23 protein-coding genes and 1 riboswitch are annotated in these 25,102 nt (G+C 46.8%); of the genes, 16 read left to right on the top strand and 7 right to left on the bottom strand.

All coding sequences use genetic code 11. From position 1 onward, the window contains the following. Nucleotides 1-68: 68 nt before the first annotated feature. From fbp to QUA01_RS15065, 10 genes are all read left to right on the top strand, one after another. Nucleotides 69-1,142, top strand: a complete 1,074-nt coding sequence (gene fbp / locus QUA01_RS15110; protein WP_333090442.1) for a class 1 fructose-bisphosphatase — start codon at nt 69-71, stop codon at nt 1,140-1,142. A 175-nt stretch (nt 1,143-1,317) separates the two neighbouring features. After that, on the top strand, nt 1,318-2,472 hold the full coding sequence (gene tal, locus QUA01_RS15105; RefSeq protein ID WP_333090441.1) for a transaldolase: 1,155 nt from the start codon (nt 1,318-1,320) through the stop codon (nt 2,470-2,472). Between the two features lie 261 nt (nt 2,473-2,733). Next, nucleotides 2,734-4,263, top strand: coding sequence for a glucose-6-phosphate dehydrogenase (zwf, locus tag QUA01_RS15100; RefSeq protein ID WP_333090439.1), 1,530 nt, complete (start codon nt 2,734-2,736; stop codon nt 4,261-4,263). 169 nt (nt 4,264-4,432) lie between these two features. Then, nucleotides 4,433-5,797 carry a glucose-6-phosphate dehydrogenase assembly protein OpcA gene (opcA, locus tag QUA01_RS15095; RefSeq protein ID WP_333090438.1) on the top strand — a complete coding sequence of 455 codons (1,365 nt, stop codon included), beginning with the start codon at nt 4,433-4,435 and terminating at the stop codon, nt 5,795-5,797. Nucleotides 5,798-6,172: 375 nt separating this feature from the next. After that, nucleotides 6,173-7,756: a cobyrinate a,c-diamide synthase gene (locus tag QUA01_RS15090; protein WP_333090436.1), complete on the top strand. Its 1,584-nt coding sequence runs from the start codon at nt 6,173-6,175 to the stop codon at nt 7,754-7,756. Nucleotides 7,757-7,977: 221 nt separating this feature from the next. Beyond that, nucleotides 7,978-8,469 (top strand): ureidoglycolate lyase, encoded by a 492-nt coding sequence (locus QUA01_RS15085; RefSeq protein ID WP_194065341.1) that lies wholly within the window; start codon nt 7,978-7,980, stop codon nt 8,467-8,469. Between the two features lie 94 nt (nt 8,470-8,563). Beyond that, nucleotides 8,564-8,731: a hypothetical protein gene (locus tag QUA01_RS15080; protein ID WP_333090434.1), complete on the top strand. Its 168-nt coding sequence runs from the start codon at nt 8,564-8,566 to the stop codon at nt 8,729-8,731. Nucleotides 8,732-9,363: 632 nt separating this feature from the next. Then, complete coding sequence (locus QUA01_RS15075) at nt 9,364-9,510, top strand: hypothetical protein (RefSeq protein WP_333090432.1); 147 nt, start codon at nt 9,364-9,366, stop codon at nt 9,508-9,510. Between the two features lie 173 nt (nt 9,511-9,683). Then, complete coding sequence (locus QUA01_RS15070; protein ID WP_333090430.1) at nt 9,684-10,136, top strand: hypothetical protein; 453 nt, start codon at nt 9,684-9,686, stop codon at nt 10,134-10,136. 96 nt (nt 10,137-10,232) lie between these two features. Then, nucleotides 10,233-10,685: a KGK domain-containing protein gene (locus QUA01_RS15065; protein WP_333090429.1), complete on the top strand. Its 453-nt coding sequence runs from the start codon at nt 10,233-10,235 to the stop codon at nt 10,683-10,685. A gap of 38 nt (nt 10,686-10,723) precedes the next feature. Here QUA01_RS15065 and QUA01_RS15060 read toward each other — a convergent pair whose 3' ends face one another. Then, nucleotides 10,724-11,149, bottom strand: a complete 426-nt coding sequence (locus QUA01_RS15060; protein ID WP_333090428.1) for a hypothetical protein — start codon at nt 11,147-11,149, stop codon at nt 10,724-10,726. Nucleotides 11,150-11,362: 213 nt separating this feature from the next. Between QUA01_RS15060 and QUA01_RS15055 the strand changes: the two genes are divergently transcribed. Beyond that, nucleotides 11,363-11,488, top strand: coding sequence for a hypothetical protein (locus QUA01_RS15055; protein WP_333090427.1), 126 nt, complete (start codon nt 11,363-11,365; stop codon nt 11,486-11,488). Nucleotides 11,489-11,645: 157 nt separating this feature from the next. On the opposite strand, the gene rpsU is transcribed toward QUA01_RS15055, so the two are convergent. The 3 genes from rpsU to QUA01_RS15040 all read right to left on the bottom strand — a co-directional run bounded on the left by rpsU (nt 11,646) and on the right by QUA01_RS15040 (nt 14,850). Beyond that, nucleotides 11,646-11,840: a 30S ribosomal protein S21 gene (gene rpsU / locus QUA01_RS15050; RefSeq protein WP_006632476.1), complete on the bottom strand. Its 195-nt coding sequence runs from the start codon at nt 11,838-11,840 to the stop codon at nt 11,646-11,648. Between the two features lie 173 nt (nt 11,841-12,013). Beyond that, nucleotides 12,014-13,148 (bottom strand): peptide chain release factor 2 gene (gene prfB, locus QUA01_RS15045; protein WP_333090426.1). Its coding sequence is split into 2 segments (ribosomal slippage): nt 12,014-13,075 and nt 13,077-13,148, totalling 1,134 coding nucleotides; the frame shifts between segments, so codons are not numbered across the junction. Nucleotides 13,149-13,266: 118 nt separating this feature from the next. Continuing rightward, on the bottom strand, nt 13,267-14,850 hold the full coding sequence (locus QUA01_RS15040; protein WP_333090423.1) for a tetratricopeptide repeat protein: 1,584 nt from the start codon (nt 14,848-14,850) through the stop codon (nt 13,267-13,269). Between the two features lie 20 nt (nt 14,851-14,870). Between QUA01_RS15040 and QUA01_RS15035 the strand changes: the two genes are divergently transcribed. After that, the gene (locus QUA01_RS15035; protein ID WP_333090421.1) at nt 14,871-15,029 is read left to right on the top strand and encodes a hypothetical protein; all 159 of its coding nucleotides are present in this window, start codon (nt 14,871-14,873) and stop codon (nt 15,027-15,029) included. Here QUA01_RS15035 and QUA01_RS15030 read toward each other — a convergent pair whose 3' ends face one another. Next, nucleotides 15,030-15,758, bottom strand: coding sequence for a Bax inhibitor-1/YccA family protein (locus QUA01_RS15030; protein ID WP_333090420.1), 729 nt, complete (start codon nt 15,756-15,758; stop codon nt 15,030-15,032). Nucleotides 15,759-16,400: 642 nt separating this feature from the next. Here QUA01_RS15030 and QUA01_RS15025 point away from each other — a divergent pair. Then, nucleotides 16,401-16,730 (top strand): PEP-CTERM sorting domain-containing protein, encoded by a 330-nt coding sequence (locus tag QUA01_RS15025; RefSeq protein ID WP_333090418.1) that lies wholly within the window; start codon nt 16,401-16,403, stop codon nt 16,728-16,730. Nucleotides 16,731-17,082: 352 nt separating this feature from the next. Here QUA01_RS15025 and bchD read toward each other — a convergent pair whose 3' ends face one another. Together bchD and QUA01_RS15015 are read right to left on the bottom strand one after the other, a co-directional pair. Beyond that, complete coding sequence (bchD, locus tag QUA01_RS15020; RefSeq protein WP_333090417.1) at nt 17,083-19,161, bottom strand: magnesium chelatase ATPase subunit D; 2,079 nt, start codon at nt 19,159-19,161, stop codon at nt 17,083-17,085. Between the two features lie 42 nt (nt 19,162-19,203). Further along, entirely contained in the window at nt 19,204-20,487 is a 1,284-nt protein-coding gene (locus tag QUA01_RS15015) for a sensor histidine kinase (protein ID WP_333090416.1), read from the bottom strand. Between the two features lie 204 nt (nt 20,488-20,691). Between QUA01_RS15015 and QUA01_RS15010 the strand changes: the two genes are divergently transcribed. From QUA01_RS15010 to QUA01_RS15000, 3 genes are all read left to right on the top strand, one after another. Then, nucleotides 20,692-22,029 carry an ArsB/NhaD family transporter gene (locus QUA01_RS15010; RefSeq protein WP_194070981.1) on the top strand — a complete coding sequence of 446 codons (1,338 nt, stop codon included), beginning with the start codon at nt 20,692-20,694 and terminating at the stop codon, nt 22,027-22,029. Nucleotides 22,030-22,311: 282 nt separating this feature from the next. Further along, nucleotides 22,312-22,504: riboswitch (cyclic di-AMP (ydaO/yuaA leader) on the top strand. Nucleotides 22,505-22,603: 99 nt separating this feature from the next. Continuing rightward, nucleotides 22,604-23,452: a nitrate ABC transporter permease gene (gene ntrB, locus QUA01_RS15005; RefSeq protein ID WP_194070982.1), complete on the top strand. Its 849-nt coding sequence runs from the start codon at nt 22,604-22,606 to the stop codon at nt 23,450-23,452. 186 nt (nt 23,453-23,638) lie between these two features. Next, entirely contained in the window at nt 23,639-25,069 is a 1,431-nt protein-coding gene (locus tag QUA01_RS15000) for an ABC transporter substrate-binding protein (protein ID WP_194070983.1), read from the top strand. The last annotated feature ends 33 nt before the right edge of the window (nt 25,070-25,102 follow it).

Here is a 25,102-nt window from a genome sequence, read left to right as displayed (position 1 = left end):
CGGGGCAAACGGCAAGCACCTGAAAATCCCCAACTAACCAGCCGCAAGACAGGGAGAACATCCAAATCATGGTAAACGCGCCAACAGGGGAAACCCGTCTCGGCCAGACCGAACAGGTACAAGCCTTAGACCGCGATTGCACGACTTTATCCCGTCACGTACTCCAGCAACTCCACAGCTTTAGTGCAGATGCTCAGGATCTCAGCGCTTTGATGAATCGCATCGGGTTGGCTGCTAAGCTGATCGCGCGCCGACTTAGCAGAGCCGGGTTAATGGCAGATGCTTTAGGGTTTACAGGGGCTGTGAACGTGCAGGGAGAATCCGTCAAAAAGATGGATGTCTATGCTAATGAAGTGTTTATCTCGGTATTCCAGCAAAGCGGACTTGTCTGTCGCTTGGCTTCGGAGGAAATGGAAAAACCCTATTACATTCCTGAAAACTGTCCGATCGGACGCTACAGTCTGCTCTACGACCCCATAGATGGTTCTTCCAATCTTGACATCAATCTCGATGTCGGCTCAATATTCAGCATCCGCAAGCAAGAGGGGGACGATGCAGATGGTTCTGCCTCCGACTTGCTGCAACACGGACACAAACAAATCGGCGCAGGCTACGTACTCTACGGCCCCAGTACCATACTGGTTTATTCGATCGGGCAGGGCGTTCATTCCTTTACCCTCGACCCCAGTTTGGGCGAGTTTATTCTAGCCACCGAAAATATACAAGTTCCCTCGCGCGGCCCGATTTACAGCGTTAATGAAGGTAACTTCTGGCAGTGGGAGGAATCTTTGAGGGACTACATTCGTTACGTCCACCGCAGCGAAGGTTATACCGCCCGCTACGGCGGGGCTTTGGTGGGAGATTTCCACCGGATTTTATTCCAGGGAGGCGTGTTTTTGTACCCCGGAACGGTGAAAAAACCGGAAGGCAAATTGCGTTTGCTCTACGAATCGGCTCCCTTGGCGTTTTTGATGGAGCAAGCCGGCGGGCGGGCAAGTACGGGAGTTCAAGACATTTTAGACGTTGTGCCGACCAAACTGCACGAGCGATCGCCCTTGATTATCGGCAGTAAAGAAAATGTAGCGATGGTCGAGTCTTTTATTCAAGATCGATCGCGCAATCCTAGAACTGTCCAAGAGTGAAGGAAGTTCGGCAACGAGCAATGTACGGGATGTAACGGATGTCAGGAAGAAGGAAGAGGGTTTTAACTTATAACTTTCGACTCCCAATTACCAATTCCCCATTACCAATTTTCAATTTTCAATTTCCAATTTCCAAGTCCCAATTAACAGCTATCAAATTGTAGGAGTTACAGTAATGACAGCAACACCAACGAATCACCTGTTAGAAATCAAAGAAATTGGCCAAAGTATCTGGATGGACAATTTGACTCGCGATCTGATCGAGTCCGGCGAACTCAAAAAGATGATTGAAAGTCGGGGACTGCGCGGGATTACATCTAATCCGGCTATTTTTGAGAAAGCGATCGCGGGTAATGTGATTTACGATGCGGATATCGAAGCGGGCATCCGGGCGGGTAAATCTGTAATGGAGATTTACGAATCTCTGGTATTTGAAGATATCCGCAACGCTTGCGACATCTTCGCCCCAGTTTACGCAGAGTCGAAGGGTTTGGACGGCTACATTAGCATTGAAGTGCCACCGACGATCGCCAACGACACAGAAAGCACGATTAGCGAAGCCATGCGCTATTACCAAGCCCTCGGCAAAGAAAACGTGATGATTAAGATTCCGGGAACCGCTGAAGGTTTGCCAGCAGTTGAGCGAGTCATTAGCGAAGGCATTAACGTTAACGTGACTTTGCTGTTCTCGGTTGACAGCTACGTCGAAACCTTCTGGGCTTACATTCGTGGTTTGGAAGCGCGGGTGGCTAAAGGTTTGGATGTGAGCAATATTGCTTCTGTTGCCAGTTTCTTCTTGAGCCGGATCGACATCAATGTCGATGGCAAGATAGACGAGAAACTCAAAAATGTCACAGATATTTCCACAAAAGCTAAACTGGAAGCAGTGAAGGGGAAAGTGGCGATCGCCAATGCGAAGGTAGCTTACCAGAAGTATAAAGAGATCGTAGCGAGCGATCGCTGGCAAGCTTTAGCAGCGAAGGGAGCGAAAGTACAGCGCTTGCTGTGGGCTTCCACCAGCACCAAAAACCCCAACTACAGCGATGTCATGTACGTCGATGAACTAATCGGCCCCGACACCGTTAACACTTTGCCGCCGAACACCGTTGAAGCTTGTTTCGACCACTGCGATGTCGCACCCCGGATTGAGAACAACGTTGAAGAAGCTTACACGCTGATTGAAAGTCTCAAAGATCCCGACATCGACATCAACTTGGATCAAGTGATGGCAGACTTGCTCTTGGACGGGATTGATAAATTCGTCACCCCGTTCCAATCCCTGATGGATTCCTTGCAAGAGAAAGTGCAGAAGTTGTCACCCGTCGCTTAGGCAGATATCTGTATCCTTGAAGGCAGAAGCATTTAGGAATCGGAGTAGATAATTATTTGGGTTCTTAAATGCTGAGTTTGAAATCCTCTCTAGGAATTTTGAGATTAATGGATGTCATAGTTCCTAGAGAGCAAAATCATCTGCCTCCTCTAGCAGTATTAAGAACCGATTAACTCTCTCACCCACTAACTAGCAGAAATGACCGCAAACTATCATGGTGTCTTGGCAGGGTTAACATCACTAGAACAAGGAAAATAAATAATGGTAACGCTACTTGAAAATCCGTTGCGCGTCGGTTTGCGAAAAGAACGGGTGCCGGAACCACAAATTCTGGTAATCTTCGGAGCTTCTGGGGATCTCACCCAGCGCAAACTGGTACCTGCAATTTATCAGATGAAGCGCGATCGGCGCTTGCCACCGGAAACTACCGTGGTGGGAGTAGCCCGCCGCCCTTGGAGTCACGATTACTTCCGAGAGCAAATGCGCGAAGGCATTGAAGAATTTGGCGGCGGCATTGGCAATGAAGAATTTTGGCAAGATTTCGCTCAAGGTTTGTACTACTGTCCGGGCGACATTGACAACCCCGAAAGCTATCAAAAACTCAAAGCTTTCTTAGCGGAACTCGACGAAGAAAGGAGAACTCGCGGCAATCACATATTTTATCTCTCGGTTTCCCCGAACTTTTTCCCAGAAGCAATTAGGCAACTGGGCGCGGCTCAAATGCTGACCGATCCAGTAAAACACCGCTTGGTAATTGAAAAACCCTTCGGCCGCGACTTGAGTTCGGCAAAAGCTCTCAACCGAGTCGTGCAGAAGGTTTGCCAAGAACAGCAAGTTTACCGGATCGACCACTATTTGGGTAAAGAAACTGTTCAGAATTTAATGGTGTTCCGGTTTGCTAACGCGATTTTTGAACCGCTATGGAATCGGCAATTTGTCGATCACGTACAAATTACAGTGGCAGAAACAGTAGGTGTAGAAGACCGGGCAGGTTACTACGAATCCTCTGGGGCGTTGCGGGATATGCTGCAAAACCACTTGATGCAGATTTTCTGTCTGACGGCGATGGAACCACCGAATTCATTGGACGCTGACAGCATCCGCACCGAAAAGATGAAAGTTCTGCAAGCAACTCGCTTGGCAGATTTGAATAATTTGGACTTCTCAGCGATTCGGGGTCAATATTCCGCAGGTTGGATGAAGGGCAAACAGGTGCCGGGGTATCACGATGAACCGGGGGTTGCAGCCAACTCGACGACGCCAACTTTTGTGGCGATGAAGTTTATGATTGACAACTGGCGCTGGCAGGGAGTGCCTTTTTACCTGCGAACCGGCAAACGGTTGCCGAAAAAAGTTAGCGAAATTGCGATTCAGTTCCGCGAAGTGCCGCTGTTAATTTTTCAGTCTGCGGCCCAACAAACTACTCCTAACGTTTTGACGATGCGGGTGCATCCGAATGAAGGAATTTCGCTGAGGTTTGAGGCGAAAATGCCGGGACCGGATTTGCGGACGCGGACGGTGGATATGGATTTCAGTTACGGTTCTTCTTTTGGGGTGACATCTTCGGATGCTTACGATCGCCTGTTAATTGATTGTATGCTGGGCGACCAAACTTTGTTTACCCGTTCTGATGAAGTGGAAGAAGCTTGGCGGGTGGTAACGCCGGCGTTGATGGCTTGGGAATCGTCCAACGACCAAGATTTGGTTCCTAAATACGAAGCGGGTACTTGGGAACCTGCAGAAGCAGAACTGCTAATTAACAGAGATGGCCGCAAGTGGCGCAGACTTTAAGAGTAATTAGTCAGCAGTCATTAGTCATTAGTTATAGGTCAGCATTAGTATTAGTGATTAGCTAAGAACGGCTAACTAAGAAGGGCTAACTAATGACTAAGAACCAATGACTAAGAACCAATGACCAATGACTAATGACTAATAACTAATAACAAAGGAGAGAAGATTTATGACGATGACACCGATGAAAGCTCCGCCTCTGGTTTCGCTACAAAGTCCTAAAGATGTGTCGATCGACCAAATAGAAGCAGAATTGAGTCAAATTTGGGAAAGTTACAGAGAATCAGGGTCAAATGGCGATTTTCCGATCGCTAGTAGGGCAACAACTTTTACTTTTGTAGTCTACGAACCGGAAGAAACTCAGCGGTTATTAGCGGATCTGGGGTTTTACGACGGGCCAGTGGACGGTATTACTGGGCCCATGACGGCATCTAGCATCAGGGCGGCTCAAAAAGCTTATGGGCTGCCGAGAACTGGCAAACCTAACGCTGAATTGCTGGCGACTTTGCGGGAAGAAGTGGCTCGCAAAAATTCCAATGGCGAGGAGATGGGATCGAGTGGTTTGGGTTCGGGGGGTTCGGGCGTGGCTGACGCGATTGTAGCTGCCAATCCCTGCCGGATTATTGCTCTGTGCCCGACGGCGGGGGAAGATACAGGCGTGCAGGCTCAAGTCGCTGCTTATTGTCCGGTTCACAAGCGCACCACTGGCAACCTGATCTGCTGCGAGTACATTACGCTGCGGGGTACGGAAGCTGCTTTGGAACGGGTGAGCGGCATCGTGACGGCGTTGACGATCCCGGATTTGCCGACGCTGCTGTGGTGGAAGGCGAATCCTGATGCCGATCGAGGTTTGTTCCAGCGGCTGGCGACAATTAGCAGTTCTGTGATTGTTGACTCTAGCAGCTTTGCCGAGTGTGAAGCTGAATTGCTGTTGATGCAAAGTCTGATCGAGGAAGGAATTCCGATCGCGGATCTGAATTGGCGTCGGCTGGCGGCGTGGCAGGAGTTGGCTGCTGAGGCTTTTGACGCGCCGGAACGTCGCGCGGCGATTCGGGAAATCGATCGGGTGACGATCGATTACGAACAGGACAATTCTACTCAAGCGCTGATGTATTTGGGCTGGCTGGCGAGTCGGCTTCAGTGGCGTCCGGTTGCTTTCAAACAGGAAGAGGGCGATTACCACATCAAGCGAATTAAATTTGCGGGGCCGGACGAACGGGTTATCGAAGCCGAATTAGCTGCTATTCCTACTGCTGATTCGGGCGATGTCGCGGGCGATTTGATTGCTCTGCGTTTGAATTCTACAAACGAAAAGGCTGACTGCGGTACGGTTCTGTGTTCGGAAGTGGGCGGCTGTATGCGGATGGAAACGAAGGGAGGCGCTCAAACCGATCGGTTTAACCAGGTGAGTCCTCTGTTTGACCAAGTGACGGAACATTTGCTGGGCCAGCACTTGCAGAGTTGGGGCCGAGATGTGCTTTACGAAGAAAGTTTGGCAGTGACGGCCGGGATGCTGAAGTTGGCTAAGCGGTAAAGAGAAGTTCGGCAACGGATTGTGTAACGGATGTAACGGATGTAACGGATGTCAGTTCGATGTCCGTCGGAATAAGGAAGAAGGAATAAGGATTGAGTTAATATTCAGTGGGGCAGGCAATGTCTGCCCTACTTTTTTAGGAGTTATGAGTTAGAATTTATGAGTTTTGAATTAATAATTTTCTTTGACTCAAAACTATAAATTACTTCTAAAAAGCAACGAAATTACCTATATTCTTCTTCTCATTCTTCCTTCGCGGTCTTCGCGTCTTCGCGGTTCGTTAAATATGTATGTATTATTTGAAAAGTTCGAGAGCAATACTCATAACTTTATAACCGATCTATTTTCAGTATTTTTTGTAACTAATCTAGAACTATGACTTTAGTAATTGCTGGCGAACGCAGCGGGGCGGGAAAGACGACTGTGACGATCGCCCTTTTAGCTTATTTAATCCGTCGCGGCTTGAATGTTCAATCTTTTAAGGTGGGACCCGATTACATTGACCCGATGTTTCATGCTTTTGTTACTGGTCGCCCCTGTCGAAATTTAGACCCGGTGTTAACGTCTGAATCTTATGTAAAAAAGTGTTTTTCTCGTCATATTGAAGATGTCGATTATGCCTTAGTTGAAGGGGTGATGGGGCTATTTGATGGGGTTTCTCGGAAGAAAGAAGAAGAAAGTTCGGCAACGGATTTCGTAACGGATGTAACGGATAGAAGTTCGGCAACGATTGTACGAGATGTAAATGATGTAAATGATTTAACGGATTTAAGGAAGCCAGAAGGAAAACAACACTATTCTATTTCCTTTGCTTCTACGGCTCATGTTGCTCATTTGCTGAATTTGCCGGTATTGTTTGTGATAGATTGCAGCAGGCTCTCTGGTTCTGTGGCTGCGATCGCCCACGGTTTTCGTTCTTTTAACCCTGACCTTAAATTCGCTGGTTTGGTGCTGAATCGGGTGGCGAGCGATCGACATTTGGAACTGCTTCAAGATGCTCTAAAACCGCTCAACTTACCTATTTTGGGCGTTTTGCGTAGGGATGAGGCTGTTACTATTCCCGATCGACATTTGGGGCTGATTCCTGCTGAGGAGTTGCCGAATCTTCATGCTGCGATCGATAAGTTGGCTGATTTGGCTGCTGTTAGTTTTGACTGGGAGCAACTTTTACCTTTGTTGGCTGCGACTCGAAATGGTGGGGGTGAGGGGTCTGAGCAACTTTCGTGTAGGCACAGTCTCCCTTTGGGAATTATAACTCAAAAAGATGATGTTGTCAACTCTTTGGGAAAACAATTTGGGGTGAGGATTGCAGTTGCGCGCGATCGGGCTTTTAATTTTTACTATCAGGACAATCTTGATTTGTTGGAAGAGTTGGGTGCGGAGTTGGTATTTTGGAGCCCGCTTGATGACTCGGTTTTTCCTGACAATGTGCAAGGGTTATATTTTGGTGGTGGTTTTCCCGAAGTGTTTGCTCAAAAATTGAGCGGTAATGTTTTAATTCGGGATGCGGTAAGAAGTGCTATTTTTTCGGGAATGCCGACTTATGCGGAGTGCGGCGGTTTGATGTATTTGTGCGATTCTATTGTAGACTTCGATGGCAATTCTTGGCAAGGGGTGGGTGTGTTGGAAACTGCTGCTGCGATGGGTAAGCGTTTGACGCTGGGATACCGGGAGGCTGTGGCGGTGAGGGATAGTTTGGTGTTAAATGCTTTTGATGCGGTTTGGGGTCATGAGTTTCATCGATCGCATTTAACTGTGGAACCGAGTAATCCAGTTTATCACAGTTGGAGGTATGGGAAGCGGGGGGAAGTTGAGGCGGTTGCTGAAGGTTGGGGGGTTTGTCAGGTGCACGCTTCTTATTTGCATTTGCATTGGGGTGCTCGCCCTGATATTCCGGCTCGTTTTTTGCAGCAGTGTGCTGAGTTTGATTGTAAGGGTGTTTTGGGCGATCGGACTTAATTAATATTTTTTTTGACGAACCGCGAAGACGCTAAGGGCGCTAAGGAAGAGGGGAGAGCATTCTGCTGATGCGTTATTGTAATGGTATTTTAGACGATCGAGAAAGCTAATTAGATTTTTTTTATTTTATTAACCGCAGAGGACGCTGAGGGCACTGAGAAGAGAGAGGGTTGCTGTATTAGAATGTTTTTGATGAATGCTGGGAGGGGCTGTTGGGATTTATGAGTGTATCGATTTCGACTAGGCGGTTATTGGCGCAATGGGTGACACCGGAAAATTTTCGGAGTTACGGTCAAGTTATTTTTGCGAGTGTTGATGGTAAGTCTTTTGATGCTGAGGATGCTCAATTAAGTTTGCAAAACGGTATTCCTAAATTTTACATTATGCGGTTGTACGAGAACGATCGCAAGTTTGGTAAAATTACTCGGCACGTTGAATGTACTCAGTGTTTGGGTTCTCTGGATGGGAAGAGTTGGTTGATGGCTGTTGCGCCTCCTGGAAATAGCGATAAACCGAGTTTGGAGGATATTGTTGCTTTTCGGATTCCTGGCAGTTGTTTTATTAAGTTAGAGGTGGGAACTTGGCACGCTGGGCCTTATGTTGAGGCGGATTTTGTGGATTTTTACAATCTTGAGTTGAGAGATACTAATGTGGTTGACCATTTCAGTTTTGATTTTGTGAAGCATTACAATCTGGAGTTTGAGATTGTCTGAATAAACTCACATATTGGATTTAATAAATGACGGTCGTACTTACTAGGAACCAGTAGGTAAATAGGCTATTTTTGAATAAAAGTACAACAGAGTTATGCGCCAATGTCGTTTGTTTGGTGCGGGCGATCGCCAAATGGTAATATTGCGATCGATGATGATGTCGTGTCTAGTAGATTGTGGGAGTTCTGATGGGTTCGTAGTGCGGACGACTGTCCGTTCTCTTGTCGCGCACGGTCGTCCGCACTACCAACCTTTTTTGTGACGGTAATCGACCGATTTTATCTGATACAAGGCTGGACTGTGGCCCCTCATCTCGGAACTTAGTTAACGCGAAATTAACATTCAAAGCAATTTAGTTGTTCCTCTGTTTGTAAATTAGCATAACTTTAGTTATTAGGATAATCTTTGTGCTTTGAATTTGATACAAATTTTACAAATATTGCGATATTTTTTATGGTTAATTTTTTGATTAATGTCACTTTACAATGTCGTAATATCACCGATTCTAAGCGCCGACAGTGAGGCAGGTTAAGGAGTTGTAGCAACATGACTTTGACGCAAGTTTGGGATACCACGGCGCGCAATATCCGTGGTACACTTTGGCAAATGCTAATATATTGGATATCGCTCACAGGATGGTTGATATTTTTAAAATAACGGAAATGTATGAACTAAAATCTTGTTTGAGCATAGTAAATTTTATGGTAGTAAACTTTTATAAATTTCCGAGGAAATCTACGAAATTAATGTGGAAAAATCTGCTTTTTTATACTATGCCATCAGGATGCGTGCGGGGGTTCGGTATGTAATTTCGGGAAAGTTGCTGGCGGAAACAGTATCAGCTAAAATTTGTTTTCATGATATTTGACAAATTACATTAGAAACTGTTAAATTATGACTCAAGGTGCTATTCCTGATGAAAGTCCGAGAAATTTGGTAGAACAACTGCTGCTGCAAGATGCTAAGGCTGGTAATTGCATAGTGATTCATTGCGGTACAGATAGATTATTGGGAGATGCGCCGAGACTGATTGCTGTTTAGGGCGGAAATGCTGAATACTGGGATAAAATGACAAGTATTGAGGCTTTTGAAATTAATGGATCTTCCGTACAAGTTCATTGGTTTCGGAACAGTCAGACTCTTCAAAATGTGGAGCTTAAGTTCAAGCGACAGTATCCCAAAACAGCCCCTAAAAATCTGTAGGTAATCAAGTTATGAAAATTCGTTGTATTGCTAAGACTGGTGAATCTCTTCCTGAAGAATATATAGATCCGCCACGCGGTTACACTAGAAAAGTTGAGTTACCACTAACTATAGGTAAGGAATATGTTGTTTATGCTATCCGAGAATGGAAAGGAACTATTTGGTACTACATCTGCAATGATAATTCTAGCTATTATCCTATCCATAATCCGGCACCGATGTTTGAAGTGGTTGACAGTAGAGTTTCTAAGTATTGGCGGTTTGAACTTTCGTCCAATGGATTGTTAATGATAGCGTTTGAGCAGTGGTTTACTGACCCTTATTTTTATGATAAGCTGACCGACCAGGAAGAGGCGGAGGTTGAGATTTTTGAGAAGGTTAAGGAATTAATGGATGCTGAAGATTTTACTTTGCCTCCGCTTGATGTTGCGGTTGAGAAGTTGCGGGAAACTGTCAGTGTTTGAGTAGGAAAGTGCGAAAGTCGATTTATTTCTTTACCAGCTTGACTCAGATAGCTTGAAATGGTATCAAAGAGGAATAACCAGAATTGGGGAATAAAAATGAACGAAAAAAATGAACTAAATAGAAGCTATGAGATACTAAACGGCGATGATGATGTTTTGTTATTGGGTAAAGCTACTTTTACGGTGCGCCGATTGAAAGAGCTAGCGGCTAGGCAGTTTAGGAAGATACTTGATATTAGGATTAAGGATGGCATGGTTGATTTTTCTTACATGATGAGAGAGCTACAGATTAATGAAGAAACCCAAATTATGGGAGGGAATATAAACTGGAAAACCTCTCAACAAGGAATCGATTGTCAACTTCTCAAAATTGGTTCTAAAGGTTGGCAAAAAGGAAAGATTCAAATAGAAATTAATGGAGGTTTAGAATTTTCTGGGAAAACGCAGACATCTATAAAGTTTTTCCCAGATGAACCACCAAAGCAAAAATCGCCTTTAGATGATATCAGACAATCCGAGGAATACAAAAAACTGAGTAATAATAACTGACTGCCCGATCGCCATTACAATACAATAGTCGATCGCACTTATATCTGAATTTGGGATTTTTTACCGCAGATGAGGGCAGATGAACGGGGATGAACGCAGATGTTTTTTAGATAGGGCTGGCGCTGATTTATTTTCGAGTAGCTTGGATTGTGTGGGGGCAGTTTGGGCGATCGCTCCGAGGTATGGCGCTGCTGTAGAATATTATGCAAGGCCCGGACGATCGATCGCGATTGAGTTTGCACCCAGTACCCGCCAGAACTTTGTTCGCCACAGTTAAATAGAGGTATCGCAGGATTGCGAATTGCGGTTGCTGACGGGTATTTCGCTACAGGGGCCAAACCCGAAGCAATGGATGCTGTAGAAATAGTTGCAAAAGCCTTGACAAATGCTTTGAAATGTGGTATGCAAGCAGAATAAGCAACAACAAACCCCCCAAAAATCGGGGGGCTTGAAACTGTTAGCATACCGGAATCCGATCGCGCCAAGGCGTTGATAATTACGGCTGGCGAGGGTGGAAACTTGCGGGAGAATTTGCGATCGCGCCCTCAAGACTTCGATTCTGCCACGCGCGATCATTTTTTAGCGGGAACCCCGATCCCTGCCACTTGGTACGTGCAAGCGCAGAGATTCAGACAGTGGTATCGAACTCGAATTGCGAAATATTCCAACATACAAATATGATTCTCGCACCCGCAACCCCGATCGCGCCTCCTGAAATTGGTGTCGAGAAAACGGTCGTCGCCGGACAAGAAATATTAGTGTGTCCTAATCTGGGACTGTTCACCCAACCCTATCATTTATAGGCTTGCCCGTTCTTTGGGTGCCCCTATAGCGGCCCGGCGCTTTGCCCTTGGGGGTACAAATTATCGGTGCTCCCTACAGCGAAGCGGTGATTCTCCGAGTCGCTGCGGTACTAGAATCGCAAGGCATTATATCTGCCGAATCAATTTAGTGCTATTTCTAGGGTTTGTTGTTGCGGTGGAAGCGTCTCTTAGTGCGTCTGGCAATAGCTTTGCGCTTCTGCTTTTCGAGGGGGGTTTCAAAGTGGCGGTGCTTTCTCATGTCGGGAAAAATTCCCGCTTTGGAAACTTGTCGCTTAAACCGTCGTAGGGCTGACTCAATCCCTTCATTTTCGCCTATTACAACTTGGGTCATTATTTCTCCTTAGTGTTTGTCAGATCAAGTTTTATCATATCAAGGTTTTTGACCGCGCGACCTGTTAAAGGTCGGGCGATCGGTCAAAACCCCAAAATTATAGCAAATCCGCTGCCATCACCGCTCTTGATTATTTAGTTTGCACAGCCAGACTTTGTATGTCAAGGCGCGAATTAGATTCGCGCGGTTGAATCAGTTTGGGCGATCAACTGATTTTCCTGCCGCAGGTAAGCTTGAATAAACGGGTCTAATTCCCCGTTCATCACATCTGCGATGGCGGTTGTTTCCACCCCAGTCCGCAAATCCTTGACCATTTGATAGGGGTGAAAAACGTAGTTGCGAATTTGGTTCCCCCAAGCTGCCTCTACCATGTCGCCGCGAATCTCGGCAATTTCCGAAGCCCGCTGTTCCTTAGCAATCACCAACAGCCTAGCCTTGAGTAATGCCAAAGCTTTTTCCTTATTTTGCAACTGACTGCGTTCTTCGGTACAGCGGACGGCCAAACCAGTGGGAAGGTGAACGATGCGGACGGCCGTTTCTACCTTGTTAACGTTTTGTCCGCCCTTCCCGCCCGCGCGGGAAGTTGTGATTTCTAAGTCTTTTTCTGGGATATCCAATTGTACGGATCGATCGAGCACCGGCATCACTTCCACGCCCGCAAAACTCGTTTGACGCTTGTCATTCGCGTTAAAAGGCGAAATTCTGACCAAACGGTGAGTGCCTTTTTCCGATCGCATATAACCGTAAGCGTAGCGGCCGACAATTTCCAAAGAAGCTGATTTAACACCTGCTTCCTCTCCCTCGGAAATTTCCATTAAATGTACTTTGTAACCTTGACTTTCCCCCCAGCGGGTGTACATCCGCAGCAGCATTTCGGCCCAATCTTGAGCATCCGTGCCGCCCGCCCCGGCGTTAATTGTCAAGACTGCGCCGCCTTCGTCGTATGGCCCCGATAGTAATTGTTGCAGTTCCCACAGGTCGAGTTCGCGGGTTAATTGAGCAAGACTCGATGAGGCTTCTTGGAACAAAGACTCGTCGGCTTCTAACTCCAGCAGTTCTAAAATAGCTCTAGCGTCTTCTAGGCTAGTCTGCCAGCCGCGGTATTGGTCTAAATGAGATTTGAAGTTGTTGAGTTCTTGGAGGGTTTCTTGGGCTTTATCCTGGTCGTCCCAAAATGCTGGTTGGGCACAGATTTGCTCTAAATCTTGAATTTTGGCTGTAAGTGCGGGGATGTCAAAGATAGTCCTGGGTTGTACCCAGTCGATCGGACAATGTTTCGATATCGTGCTTGATGTCTAGAACTTCCACTGTGAGTTTTCCTAGTTGTGGGGTGTTATATTAATTTTAGCTTGCTGCTGACTTGTTGTTGCACAAATACTAAGAACGTTTTTTAACCGCAGATGAACGCGGATGAACGCAGATGTTTCTAAATATACTGCGAACCTGTGGAATTGAAGGCTTTACCGCATTCGTGAGCGCATACGTCCAACCTTTTGGAACATGAAAAACTTTTTGTGAGGTCTTCGCGAAACCAATCACAGGCGATCGCCTCTTTCACTGATTTAGTTCTGAGAGAATTAAATCCATTGCCGTACTTTTCAATTAAAGCCAGCATTTGGGGTCTGTAAGTGTCGTTATAAACAGCGTATTTAGTATGGCTGACCCAACAGCAAGGCCAAAGTTCCGCTTCAAAACTGATAAAAATCTCTTTGGTGGCTTGAGTTTGGCAGCTAATTTCTACATTCCGGTAGTAATTATTTAGGCTGCCAAATGTTTCTACAGCTTTGATAAATTGGTCTCCCTGTGGATTTTTATATTGTTCCAATGATGGGGGTTGGAGTTCTTCGCTGGCTGGCTGTGGTGGGATAGGCTGATTTTGAGCTACTGCTTGAGAGGTTTCGATAGCTATAGCTTGATACCAAGCATAATTTGCTTTTTCTGGTTGCCCCAACTGCGTTAAAACTCTAGCTAAATTGCGATAAGCTCCGGCAAAATTGGGTTTAAGCTCGATCGCCTTTTGGTAATAAGCACTAGCTGGCTGCCACTGTTTCTGTTGAGCGTAAAGACTGCCGACATTAGCATAAACTTCTGGAAAATTAGGCTGAATTTTCAGTGCGTTTGTATAGCAGTCGGCTGCTGCTTGCATCTTCCCCATAGCTTGGAAAGCATTTCCTAAAGTTTTACAGGCTGCTGCAAAGTTAGGTTGGATTTTTAGGGCTTGTTGGCAGGCTGCGATCGCCTCTGAGAGCTGTCCTTGTTTCAAACAGTCCTCCGCTTGTCGGTGCAGCCCAACAGCCGTCTGTGTTTGATTTGGAGGGGCTGACGCATTAGTTGTTGCTGGTGGGTTCGGGCGATCGCTCTTAGCATCTACCTGAGAGTTTTCTGCCTGCTGAAGCTGTTGATTTGCGGACTCTTTGTCATAAATTTCTTTTGTTACAAAACGAGAGGTAGCTTTCGGTACAAACTCGACAAATCCTAATTCTTGGGCTAAATCCCTGGCTGCTTCTACTTGGTGCTGGTTGTGTTCAAATATCAAGTAGTGCCATACAGCTTTTCCGCCCGCTTGGATAAAAGCCTTAACCGACTGCATTATCCTGTCCCAGTTGGTATTTTGGCGGTAAATGCTGTTAGTATCAGCCAATCCGTCGATGCTAAAAATTACGCGATCGTGTTCTCCTGTCATCGCCTGCGCCAGGGCTTGCCACCAGTCTGGATTGCGTCCGCTACCGTTGGTGTACAGGCAGATTTTAGGAACTCCCATCCGATGCAAATATTCGATCGCCCCAATTGTGGTATTGCTAGTCATAGCATCGCCGTAGTTGCCACACATATAGATCAAATCCAACTGAGAGCAAAACTCTTGTGGGAAAATTCTCTCAATATCCTCCATCTTTAATTCCGCCCCCGGCAAAATCGGGTTGTCGGTGCGCGGACATTGGGGACAAGCGGCATTGCACCGGGAAGTAATTTCTAGGCTGACTATCCTGATATCTTCATATTTTAAGTACATAACTGTTATTAAATTGAGTTGTGATTAATTTTGAAATCGCGATCGACAGAATTAGTAGAATCAATCTCAACTATAAAATCTCAAATCGACCGATCGCTCTCTTGGTTGTAAATCTTAATCAAAAACCGCAGCCGGATGTCGATCGAGCTGCGGTTGTTTTTAAGCTAAACTGGCATTGATTAATCGCGGCCGTTGATAGCAATCAGCAGGCGCAGAATGAAGATGAACAAGTTGATGTAGGTCAAGTACATCGACAAAGCTGCAGGCAAATACTGGTCGTCGCGGTAGCTGCGGGGTAGTATGTAAAAATCGACGATCGCAGCGCCAGCAAAGATAAACACGCCGATGCCGGAAATGCCAATTTCTAACCAGGTTGGGGTGTAGACTCCAAATAGAGAGAGTAAAAATTGACCGCCAACGACGACTAACAAAGCAATCACACCTAAACTGATGGTTTTGGTGATGGCCATGCCGTCTTCTTCCGACAAGTTGGAACCAATTTGGCGGGCGGCGATAAAGGTAATGCCACAGCCTAGGGCTGCAAAACCGATGCCGCCGATGCCGACACCTTCGGATCTGAGGGCTGTAAACACCAATCCGCTGAGGGTGTAGCCGGTAAGCAGACTGTAGGTTGCCAGGAGGGGTAAGGCGGTACTATTGTTGCCTTTTTCGGCGACACCGCGAGCAACAAAGAATAAAACTAATTCTAGGACGATCGCGGCGATGAATGTGGGAAAAAAGATTCCCGGATAGTTGCGAATGACTCCGAGGCCGCCGTAGGTGCCGACAGCGGTTAAGACAAGTCCGCCACCGACGAAGGGGAGGGCGTTGGAGATTACATTGGGGCCTACCAGTGCGTGGTTTTTGGCCTCGCGCACGGCTTCGCGGAAATTGCTGGTGTTACTCACGAGGATTTACCTAATGTTGGCTGAAAGTTGATATCTTGGGACTTGCGCGCGGCAAAAGAAACCGGGTATGCACTAAAATACGCGGGTTTGAACCTGTAGTTATGCTGAAAAAGCCGGTTTCTCACGCGGCGCGCAAGTCTTGTATTTCTATTCTGACAGCTTTACACTTTGTTTGCAAAACCTGGTCGAGTTTAAAGATTTGATAAAGAACCGGGGTGAAATCACCCTCAAGTAGGAAACTATTGTTTATAATCGACTGCGTACATGGTGTGCAGTCTCGCTACGCCGGAATTAGCACAGTCTAATTAGGATTGTCTGACGCCACAGAGATATTCTTTAACTTAATTAACAGGTTGATGTCAAGGTCGATCGAATCGCAGATGGCACAGTTGAATAAATTTGGGATTTTAGATTTGCGATTTGCGATTGAAAGCTTTATGCTAAAGGGAGGGGGCACAGTTGATTTGAGGTTTTTGATGGCCGGCAAGAGTTGAAACTAGGGAGAGAGAATCTCCACAATTTAAAATCTCAAACCTGAAATCGGTTCGGTTAGTTGCACCTGGTAGCTCAGACAGGGAATTCCAAGAAAATTAATGAATAAATTTAGTTCGTACCGACCAAATTCTCAACAGGTAATGTCTAATGCTCACCTTTTTTGCTCGTAAATTATTGTCACCCGCAGCCGGAATTCTTTTGACTGCTACTGCGGTGATTTCCTTTGGCCAAGCTGCTTTTGCAGGTAATGTCAGAGACATTTCTGTCGCTGCTGCATCGCAGGGTTCAGAATATTGGCTGCTGGCTCAGGTTGGTCAACCCCCCCAAGGTACAACTTCTCCGAGCCCGAACCCGCTAAAGGTAAACCGGGCACCCGGGCCTGTGAAAATTCCCGAACCTTCGACGGTGGTAGGGTTGGGTTTAGTGGCGGGTTCGCTGGCGGTGACTCGTCGGAGAGCGAGAGTCGGACGATTTTAGATTGGGAGATGGATTTATATAGCCTTTCTCAGTAATTATGAGGTGCTATTGGAGTGGGCATGGGGCATGGAGCATGGGGCATGGGGCATGGGCAGGAGTGGAATGAGTCCACCTCACCAAGCTTGAGAACCGCTATAGCCTTTTCAGGTATTCGTGCAAGAGTAAGCTGTTTTGCATTTAAATTGAATGTCAAAAAAAAATCCCCTTCTTGTGGGGAGTAGGGGTTGGGCAGGAGAGCCCGCCCTGAACATAGGATTTAAATCTCCGACAGCTTAATTCTGACTTCTGACTCCTGACTCCTGACTTCTAGCCTTAACGAAAAGACTTTTTCAACAAGCCCTGTTTAAGGATTTTAGCCGATCGCATCCCTCAAAGCATTTTTAGTCATAGCTGCGATCGACTGTTCAGTAGCTTTCGGCAAATGATAGTATTTCCCGCCAGAAGTCTTGGCCAACTCCTTCGCAAAGCCAGTCGAAATAAACTTGCTCTCAGTATCAATCACCAGCAACTGCATTCCCAGGCCGCGAATTTTGGCAGCAATTTCTAACAATTCCTGCTTAATATCAGGCTTTTCTCCATCTAACATCGGTTCGCCCAAAGAACGGGCCAAAGGAATATTACCGCGCCCGTCAGTAATCGCGACAATCGCCACTTGACCGATATCTCCAGACTGCCGCGCGTTGATTCCCACGCGCACCGCCTGCGTCAAACCGTGGGCTAGGGGCGAACCACCGCCGCAGGGCAACCGTTCCAAACGCTTGCGGGCCAAGGCTATCGAGCGAGTAGGCGGCAGCAATACTTCTGCTTGTTCTCCGCGAAACGGAATCAGCGCCACTTGGTCGCGGCTTTGATAAGCTTCGGTGAGCAACTGCATGACAGCACCTTTGGCCGACTGCATCCGGTTGAGGGCCATCGAACCGGAAGCATCCACGACAAATACCACTAGAGCCCCAGCTTTTCTGGCCAAGCGCTTCGCCCGAATGTCTCCCTGTTCCACAAATACGCGCTTCTCTCGATTTGGACTCTCGCCGGCGGTGGGTTCCTGGTCATAATTCCTGTCGCGGCGGGCTTTTTGGTAGGGTGCGGCGGCTCTGAGGGTCGCATCTACAGCGATGCGGCGGACGGGGCCTTTGGGCAATACTGGCTTGACGTAACGACCTCTATCTTCCGAGAAAATGGTGCTTCTACTGCCGGATTTACCTTGGCGGTTGGCGTTCTGCGCGAAGAACAGCACGTCGGGGTCGAGAATTACGCCTTCGGGGTCAAAGAGAAATTCTTCGGGAATGTTGGTTTCTTCTTGTTCTTCGGGAGGTTGGTCTTCTTTGTCTTCTTCTTCCTCTTCTTCTTCTTGTTCTTGTTCCGATTGTTCTTGGGGTGGCGGTGGCGGTGGCGGTGGCGGTGGGTTTTCGTCTGGGGGAGTTTGGACGATGGTGGCGCGGGGTACGATGACGAGTTCTACGGCGCGGCGCAAATCTTCGGCGTTAACTTCTGTGCGTCCTTCGATGGCGGCGGCGGCTTTGGCGACGCGACAGGCGAAGATTTCGGCGCGGTGTCCTTGGACTCCGCCGCGCAGGGCTTCTTCTACTAAGTAGGCAATTTGTTCGCGGCTGATGGTAACATCTTTGAGCCATTCTCTGGCGAGGATGATTTGGGTTTTGAGGTTGTCGGTGTCTTCGGTGTATTGGTTGAGAAATTCTTGCGGGGAACTGGAGTAGGATAGGGCTTGTTCTACTGCGTATACTCTTTCTTCTAGTTCGAGTGCTGCGTCGGCGGAAAGTACGATCGCGATGCGATCGAGCAAATGTTCTCTGAGCGACCCTTCTTCGGGGTTGTAGGTGGCAATGAATAGAGGTTTACAAGGGTGTTGGAAGCTGATGCCTTCGCGTTCTATTTGGTTGCGACCTTCCGTTAATACTGTTAGCAATTGGTTGGAAATGTTGTCATCGAGCAGGTTGATTTCGTCTACGTAAAGTACGCCTCGATTTGCTTGGGCCAGGAGTCCGGGTTGAAATACGGTTTTGCCAAATTTTACTGATTGTTCGACATCGACGGAACCTAAGAGTCGGTCTTCGGTGACACCCAAAGGAATTTGAATGAAAGGTGCGGGAATAATTTCTGTATTTGGGGAGTTAGTATTTGTGGTGTGGGCATCTTGCCCGTTTTCTTCTAATATAAAAGATGTCTGTTCTGCAATGTTTTCATCGGGTTCGGCGTTGCAAAAAGAGTCTTTAACAATTTCAATTGGTGGCAGTAGGGAATGCAGGGCGCGGGCCATTACTGATTTTGCGGTACCGCGGCGACCGGCGATCGCCACTCCTCCCAATCCGGGATCTACTGCTGCTAAAAGCAGGGCTAATTTGATTGCTGCTTGCCCGACTACGGCGGTGAGGGGAAAGGCGGTTGTGGAAAAGCTAAGGTTGGCTGCGGGCATAGGATTTTCTGATGTTCGGATCTAAAATTTTGAACTTAATTTTTAGCTTACTACTTGAAGTATTTTAACTTCTAAAGGGAGAATTACGGTAAAAGTTGAGCCGACTCCGATTTCTGATACTACCTCTATTTGACCTTGCAAAAGCGTGACTAGCCGCGATACTATGGCTAATCCCAGGCCGGTGCTGTCGGGGGGATACTGCTGTTTGCGGGCTTCTCCTGCTTGAAAAAAGGGGTCAAAGATGCGGTTGGTATCTTCGGGGGCGATGCCGATACCTGTATCTGCAATGGCGATCGTCCAATTTGCTTCTCCAGCGCGGCTGCAACTTAATTCAATGCTACCAGATTCTGTATAGCGAATGGCATTACTCAGAAGGTTGGTGACAATTTGTTGCAGCCGCTGTCCGTCGGCGACTACTTGTTTGGGGGCGCAGTCGCTGGTAACAGCAAGTTTTAGTCCTTTAGCATCAGCAATTGGCTGCATCATTTCTACTACGGAGTTAATTAGAGATTGTACATTAGTTTGCCGCAGGTTAAGTTTAATTTTGCCGGCATCGGCGCGAGCAAGTTCTAGGGCGTCGTTAATCAGGCGCAACAACTGTCTGCCGTTACGCAATACTCGCTCGATGTGTTCGATGCCGGGGAGGGTATCTTTGATTTCTGTTTGCGCCCTTCCTTTTCGCAAAAATAGCTCTGAATAACCGATGATTGAGTTGAGAGGTGTTTTGAGTTCGTGAGCTAAATAGGAAAGGTTTTCTTGGTTGACGCTGACGAGGCGATTGAGTTCTTGATTTGTGAGTTGTAACTGACTTTGGATTTGTTGGAGTTCCCGAAGCTTCTGAGCGACGTAGCTATTGAAACACTGGGCAATTGCTTCGTCTATTACGGCATCGATGAGGCGAAAAGCTTTGAATACTTCGGCAGTGGTTCCTGCTAGCAATTCTGCTTCTAATTCTGAGAATATTACTTGACGCAATAAATGGTATTCCCTGGCTACTTCTGCGGAGTCGTAGCCTTGTTCGGCTCTAAGAAGTCCGTGATCTAAACTGGCTTCAATTATTACCTTTATGTCGCTGTTGCGATATTGGGAAAGCAATGCGGCCATCGCCGCCAACAAATGGGGTATGTGATTTTTGATCGCTGAGTGCGTTAAGGTGTCTGCACTTTCAATGTTCCGATCCTGACGTACTGCTTCAATCCAGTTTTTAAGGATCGTATCGGTTTTATCGGCGAGCATTTGGCTGTAGTCCATGATGTCTGCGTGGGGGTTGAGTTTGGCAGATATTGCCCATGCTTCATTGTAGTTGAGCGATCGCCCGATCGCCATATCAAACTTCGGGCGATCGCAACCCTGCTAAAAGAAGTAGTTTTGAGGTGATTTTTCCCCCGTGCTGCTCTCTCCATGACTAGATCCCAGCTTTTTTATGCCAAAAGTGACACTTAAACGTCTTGACAGAAGAGCTTAAAAGTAGTATGTTCGCTGACAACCAGAGGTTTTAATTTTTAAGCTTTAGTTTTGTCAGGGGACTAAATGGAAAACGTGCAAGCTGCGATCGCTGCGGCAACATTTATCGGTGTAGTTTTCTTAATAATTACAGAATGGATACACCTGACAGTTGCGGCATTTTTGGGAGCGCTGATTCTGGTTTTTACCCACGTGATGACGTTAAATAATGCGATCGAATATATCGGTCGCAGTCACGGAACCCTGGGTTTATTTTTTGGAGTCATGGTCATGGTGAGAGCCTTTGAGCCGACCAAAGTATTCGATTATTTGGCAACTCAAATGGTGCTGTTGGCGAAAGGAAAAGGCAAAAATTTGTTGCTGGGTATTGTGGCGATTACTACCCCGATTTGTGCAGTTTTGCCCAATGCTACCACAGTCATGCTGCTAGCACCATTAATTCCGCCAATGGCGCAAGAAGTGGGTGTCGATTTTGTACCATTACTAATTTTAATGGTATTTGTAGCCAATAGTTCGGGACTGCTGACAATCGTGGGAGATCCGGCGACATTCATTGTAGGCGATGCGATTAATATGAGCTTTGCCGATTACCTGATGAAATTAAGTTTAGGCGGCGCAATTGCCGTAGGAGTAATAGTCATTCTTCTGCCGTGGTTGTTCCCCGAAATCTGGCACAAAGAATTAGAGGATTTGGCACACTTGCCACATCCCAAAATTAATCACCCGCGAGTTTTAGGAGTGGGCGGCTTAATCATAGCTTTTGTGCTGCTATTTTTTGTTGTGGGAGAGTCTCTGCCCGTGCCACTTTCACCAGCAGCCGTTGCTTTGTTGGGGGCTGGTTTGGCAATGCTTTTAGCTCACCACTCCAAGATAGATTCTGTCAACAATATTTTGCGGGATTTAGATTGGAGTACGCTGCTATTTTTCATGTCTACTTTTGTACTGATTGGGGGTTTAGAAAAAACTGGAGTGATTGCCAGTATATCGGGAATTCTAGCAGTGATTTTGGGTAAAAATATTTTTTTGGGTTCGCTAAGTTTGTTATTTTTTGTGGGTTTAATGTCCAGCGTGGTGCCGAACATTCCGCTAGTGGTGGCGATGGTCCCTTTGCTCAAACAGTATGTTGTTAACATCGGGTTAGCCCCTGTGGAAGTCCTAGATCCCGATTTTGCAGGGCAGTTTCCTCTGGAGGTATTACCGCTGTTTTATGCGATGATGTACGGGGCAACTTTAGGAGGAAATGGCACTTTGGTAGGAGCTTCTTCTAATATAGTTGCAGCAGGAATTTCTGAATTGCATGGCAGGCGGATTTCTTTTCAAACTTTTCTGCGTTACGGGCTTCCTGTGATGGCGTTGCAATTGGTGGTGGCTGCTATTTATGTAACTATTCGGTTTCTGATTTGAAGGAACAGGGAACAGGGAACAGGGAACCGGGAACAAGAGCGATGTGAAGAGAAATTGGTTGGTAATATCAAAGTATCTAAAATCGCCATTAAACGAGTTACGCATCACCTCTATATTGCAGGTTTGCAATGGGTACCTTACCCCTATTGAGTAGCGCGTCAAACCACTTTTTACGTAAGTCGTGCAGTAGCTACTCCTAAAGACGTATTGACAAGATTGGGCGCTAGTGATAAGTTAGGTTGAATTGGCTATAAAAGTCAAGCCTAATCCAGCGCTGCGCGATCGAACAATTTGCAAAGACTAGCGTGTGGCTGGAGCGGAGGAACCAATTTTAGGGGCGAATCTCTACAGAATTAAAGAGCCAAGTTAAAAGTTGCCAAATTTGAGTGTAATTTTTGATTTTGAAATCTTTAGAGAAGGACATCTCTCAGTCCTAGCCCGTCAGCTAACTTCGCAGGCATTGAGAAGAGACTGAAGAGTCAACTTGTCTTCAATAGATAGTTTGGCTTCATCAGTGTCTCCGGTTGGTATTGTTCAAGATTCTTATACCGCCCCTGACTCTGAGGAGATTGAAATGTCAATTCAACTTAATTTATCTGCGATCGCAGTTGCCGGAGTTGCAGCATGGAAGCGGGCAAAACCCGTTTTTATCCGAGATACCGTATTGTTGCCGGCGGCTGGTTTTTTGGGAATTCTTGGGGTGTGGTGGATTGTTGCCAGCTTCAAGAGCGATTTGATTCCCACTCCCTATCAGGCGTTAATCGCTAATTTAGATTACATTTTGCATCCATTTTACCAGCGCGGGCCTGGAGATTTAGGCATTGGCTTGCTGCTGCTAGCGAGTTTGCGGCGGGTGTTAGTGGGATTTTTGCTGGGTGCTGCAGTGGCGATTCCTGTGGGATTTCTGATCGGGATGTCGAAACCGGCAATGATGGCGCTCAATCCGCTGATTCAAATCTTCAAACCGGTGTCGCCACTAGCTTGGCTGCCCATAGCTTTATCGATTTTTAATTTAGCAGAGCCGTCGGCAATTTTTGTCATATTCATTACCTCTTTGTGGCCGACAATTATCAACACAGCTTTGGGAGTTTCTAACGTTTCCAAGGATTATATGGATGTAGCGCGAGTGTTGGAAATGCCGCGCTGGAGGCGGATTACCAAGATAATTTGGCCGGCGAGTTTGCCATACATTTTTACAGGTTTGCGGATTAGTTTGGGGATTGCTTGGCTGGTGATTGTGGCGGTGGAAATGCTGACAGGCGGTGTGGGAATTGGCTTTTTTGTGTGGGATGAGTGGAGCCGTTTGAATCTGAGTTCGGTATTTTTAGCGGTGTTTGTAATTGGCTTAACTGGATTGTTGCTCGATTGGGGGGTTGGCAAAGTTCAGGAATTGGTGACACATCGATCTATCGAGAGTCATTAGTCATTAGTCATTAGTCATTAGTCATTAGTCATTAGTCATTAGTCAGCAGCGAACAGTTAACTATCAACTGTCAACTGTAAGGTGCGTCGCTGCTCATCGATGGTCGATTTTTGTGTGTGATGGTTGGTGGCGACGCACCCTGCAACTATCAACTATCAACTGTCAACTGTCAACTATCAACTGTATATGAGCAACAAGTTTTCCAATGAATGGAATCGCCGAGAGTTTTTGCAAGGAATGGGAGCGGCGGCGGCGGGTACGGCTTTATCTGCTTGTGGAATTAGCGCGGATCGATCGGCAAAAGGACTCACTGAAGAAGCGGAAGCGGTAAAGCCGCTCGTCGATTCCCGAACCTTAGAAAAACCAAATTTAACCGTAGGATACGTGCCGGTTAACGATTGTGCACCATTTGCGATCGCCTGGAAAAAAGGATTTTTCCGCAAATACGGTTTAAACGTCAAACTCAACCGCGAAGCAAGCTGGGCCACCTCCCGCGACGGCCTGATTTTCGGGCGACTCGATGCTTCCCCAGTGGTATCCGGCGCCGTCACCAACGCCCGCATCGGTGCCGAAGGAGCGCGTCACGCACCCATGTGCGCGGCAATGACAATTCACCGCCACGGTAACGCGATGACGATGAGCAAAGCGATGTGGGATTTCGGCTTGCGCCCCTGGCACGAATACAACGGCAATTTAGAAGAATTTGGCAAACAATTTCGAGGTTTTTTTGATAGTCAACCTGTAGAAAATAAAGTCTGGGCTGTTGTCTTGAGTTCGGCGATTTACGAATACTTTGTCCGCTACATATCGGCGGCAGCCGGTGTCGATCCGTTCAAAGAATTTCGGGTAATTATTGTGCCGCCGCCTCAAATGGTAACGAATATGAGAATCGGGGCGATGCAGGCTTACATGGTGGCCGAACCTTGGAATACGCGGGCAATTCAAGGCAATTCGGGAGTGGGTTTTACCTTTGCCCAAGGCAAGGAAGTTTGGCTGGGACATCCCGATCGCCTTTTGGGAGTAATGCAATCGTTCATTGAGGAAAATCCGAAGACTTATTACTCGCTGGTTAAGGCAATGGTGGAAGCTTGTCAGTATTGCAGCCACCCGGAAAATCGCAATGAAATAGCGGCGCTGCTGACTGAGCGATCGTTTACGGGGGCGAAACCGAAAAAAGGGGCGATCGACAAATTTACGCGGCCGGCAATAGTAGGGGAATACAACTATGGAGGGTTTGACGGAAAAGACCGCACCATACAATCGGAAGATGCAACTATTTTCTATGACATTCCTAAGAATTTACCTCAAATACCGGGAAATCATTCAACATTTATGTGGCAATCTCAGAGTCTGTGGCTGATGACTCAAGCCGCTCGCTGGGGACAGATTAAAAAAGTGCCCAAAAATGCTGATGAATTAGCTAAAAAAGCTTGGAGAACCGACCTTTACCGCAAGATTGTGGCCGAAATGGCGATCGATTGTCCCAAGGAGGATTACCAAGTGGAACCTGCGGAACTTTTTATTGATAAAAAGGCATTCGATCCAAGCGATCCGGTGGGTTATTTGAATAGTTTTGAAATTAGAGCCAACCGCCCTCAATCTTTTTTTCAGTCTTAATTTCTCCAGTCTTGGGCGCAAAAGCTAAGGCAG

This window comes from Microcoleus sp. S36a_B3 (assembly GCF_036700745.1).
Taxonomy (GTDB): domain Bacteria; phylum Cyanobacteriota; class Cyanobacteriia; order Cyanobacteriales; family Microcoleaceae; genus Microcoleus.
The sequence above is the reverse complement of the archived record's forward strand: the minus strand, read 5'-3'. Positions and strand labels throughout refer to the sequence as shown.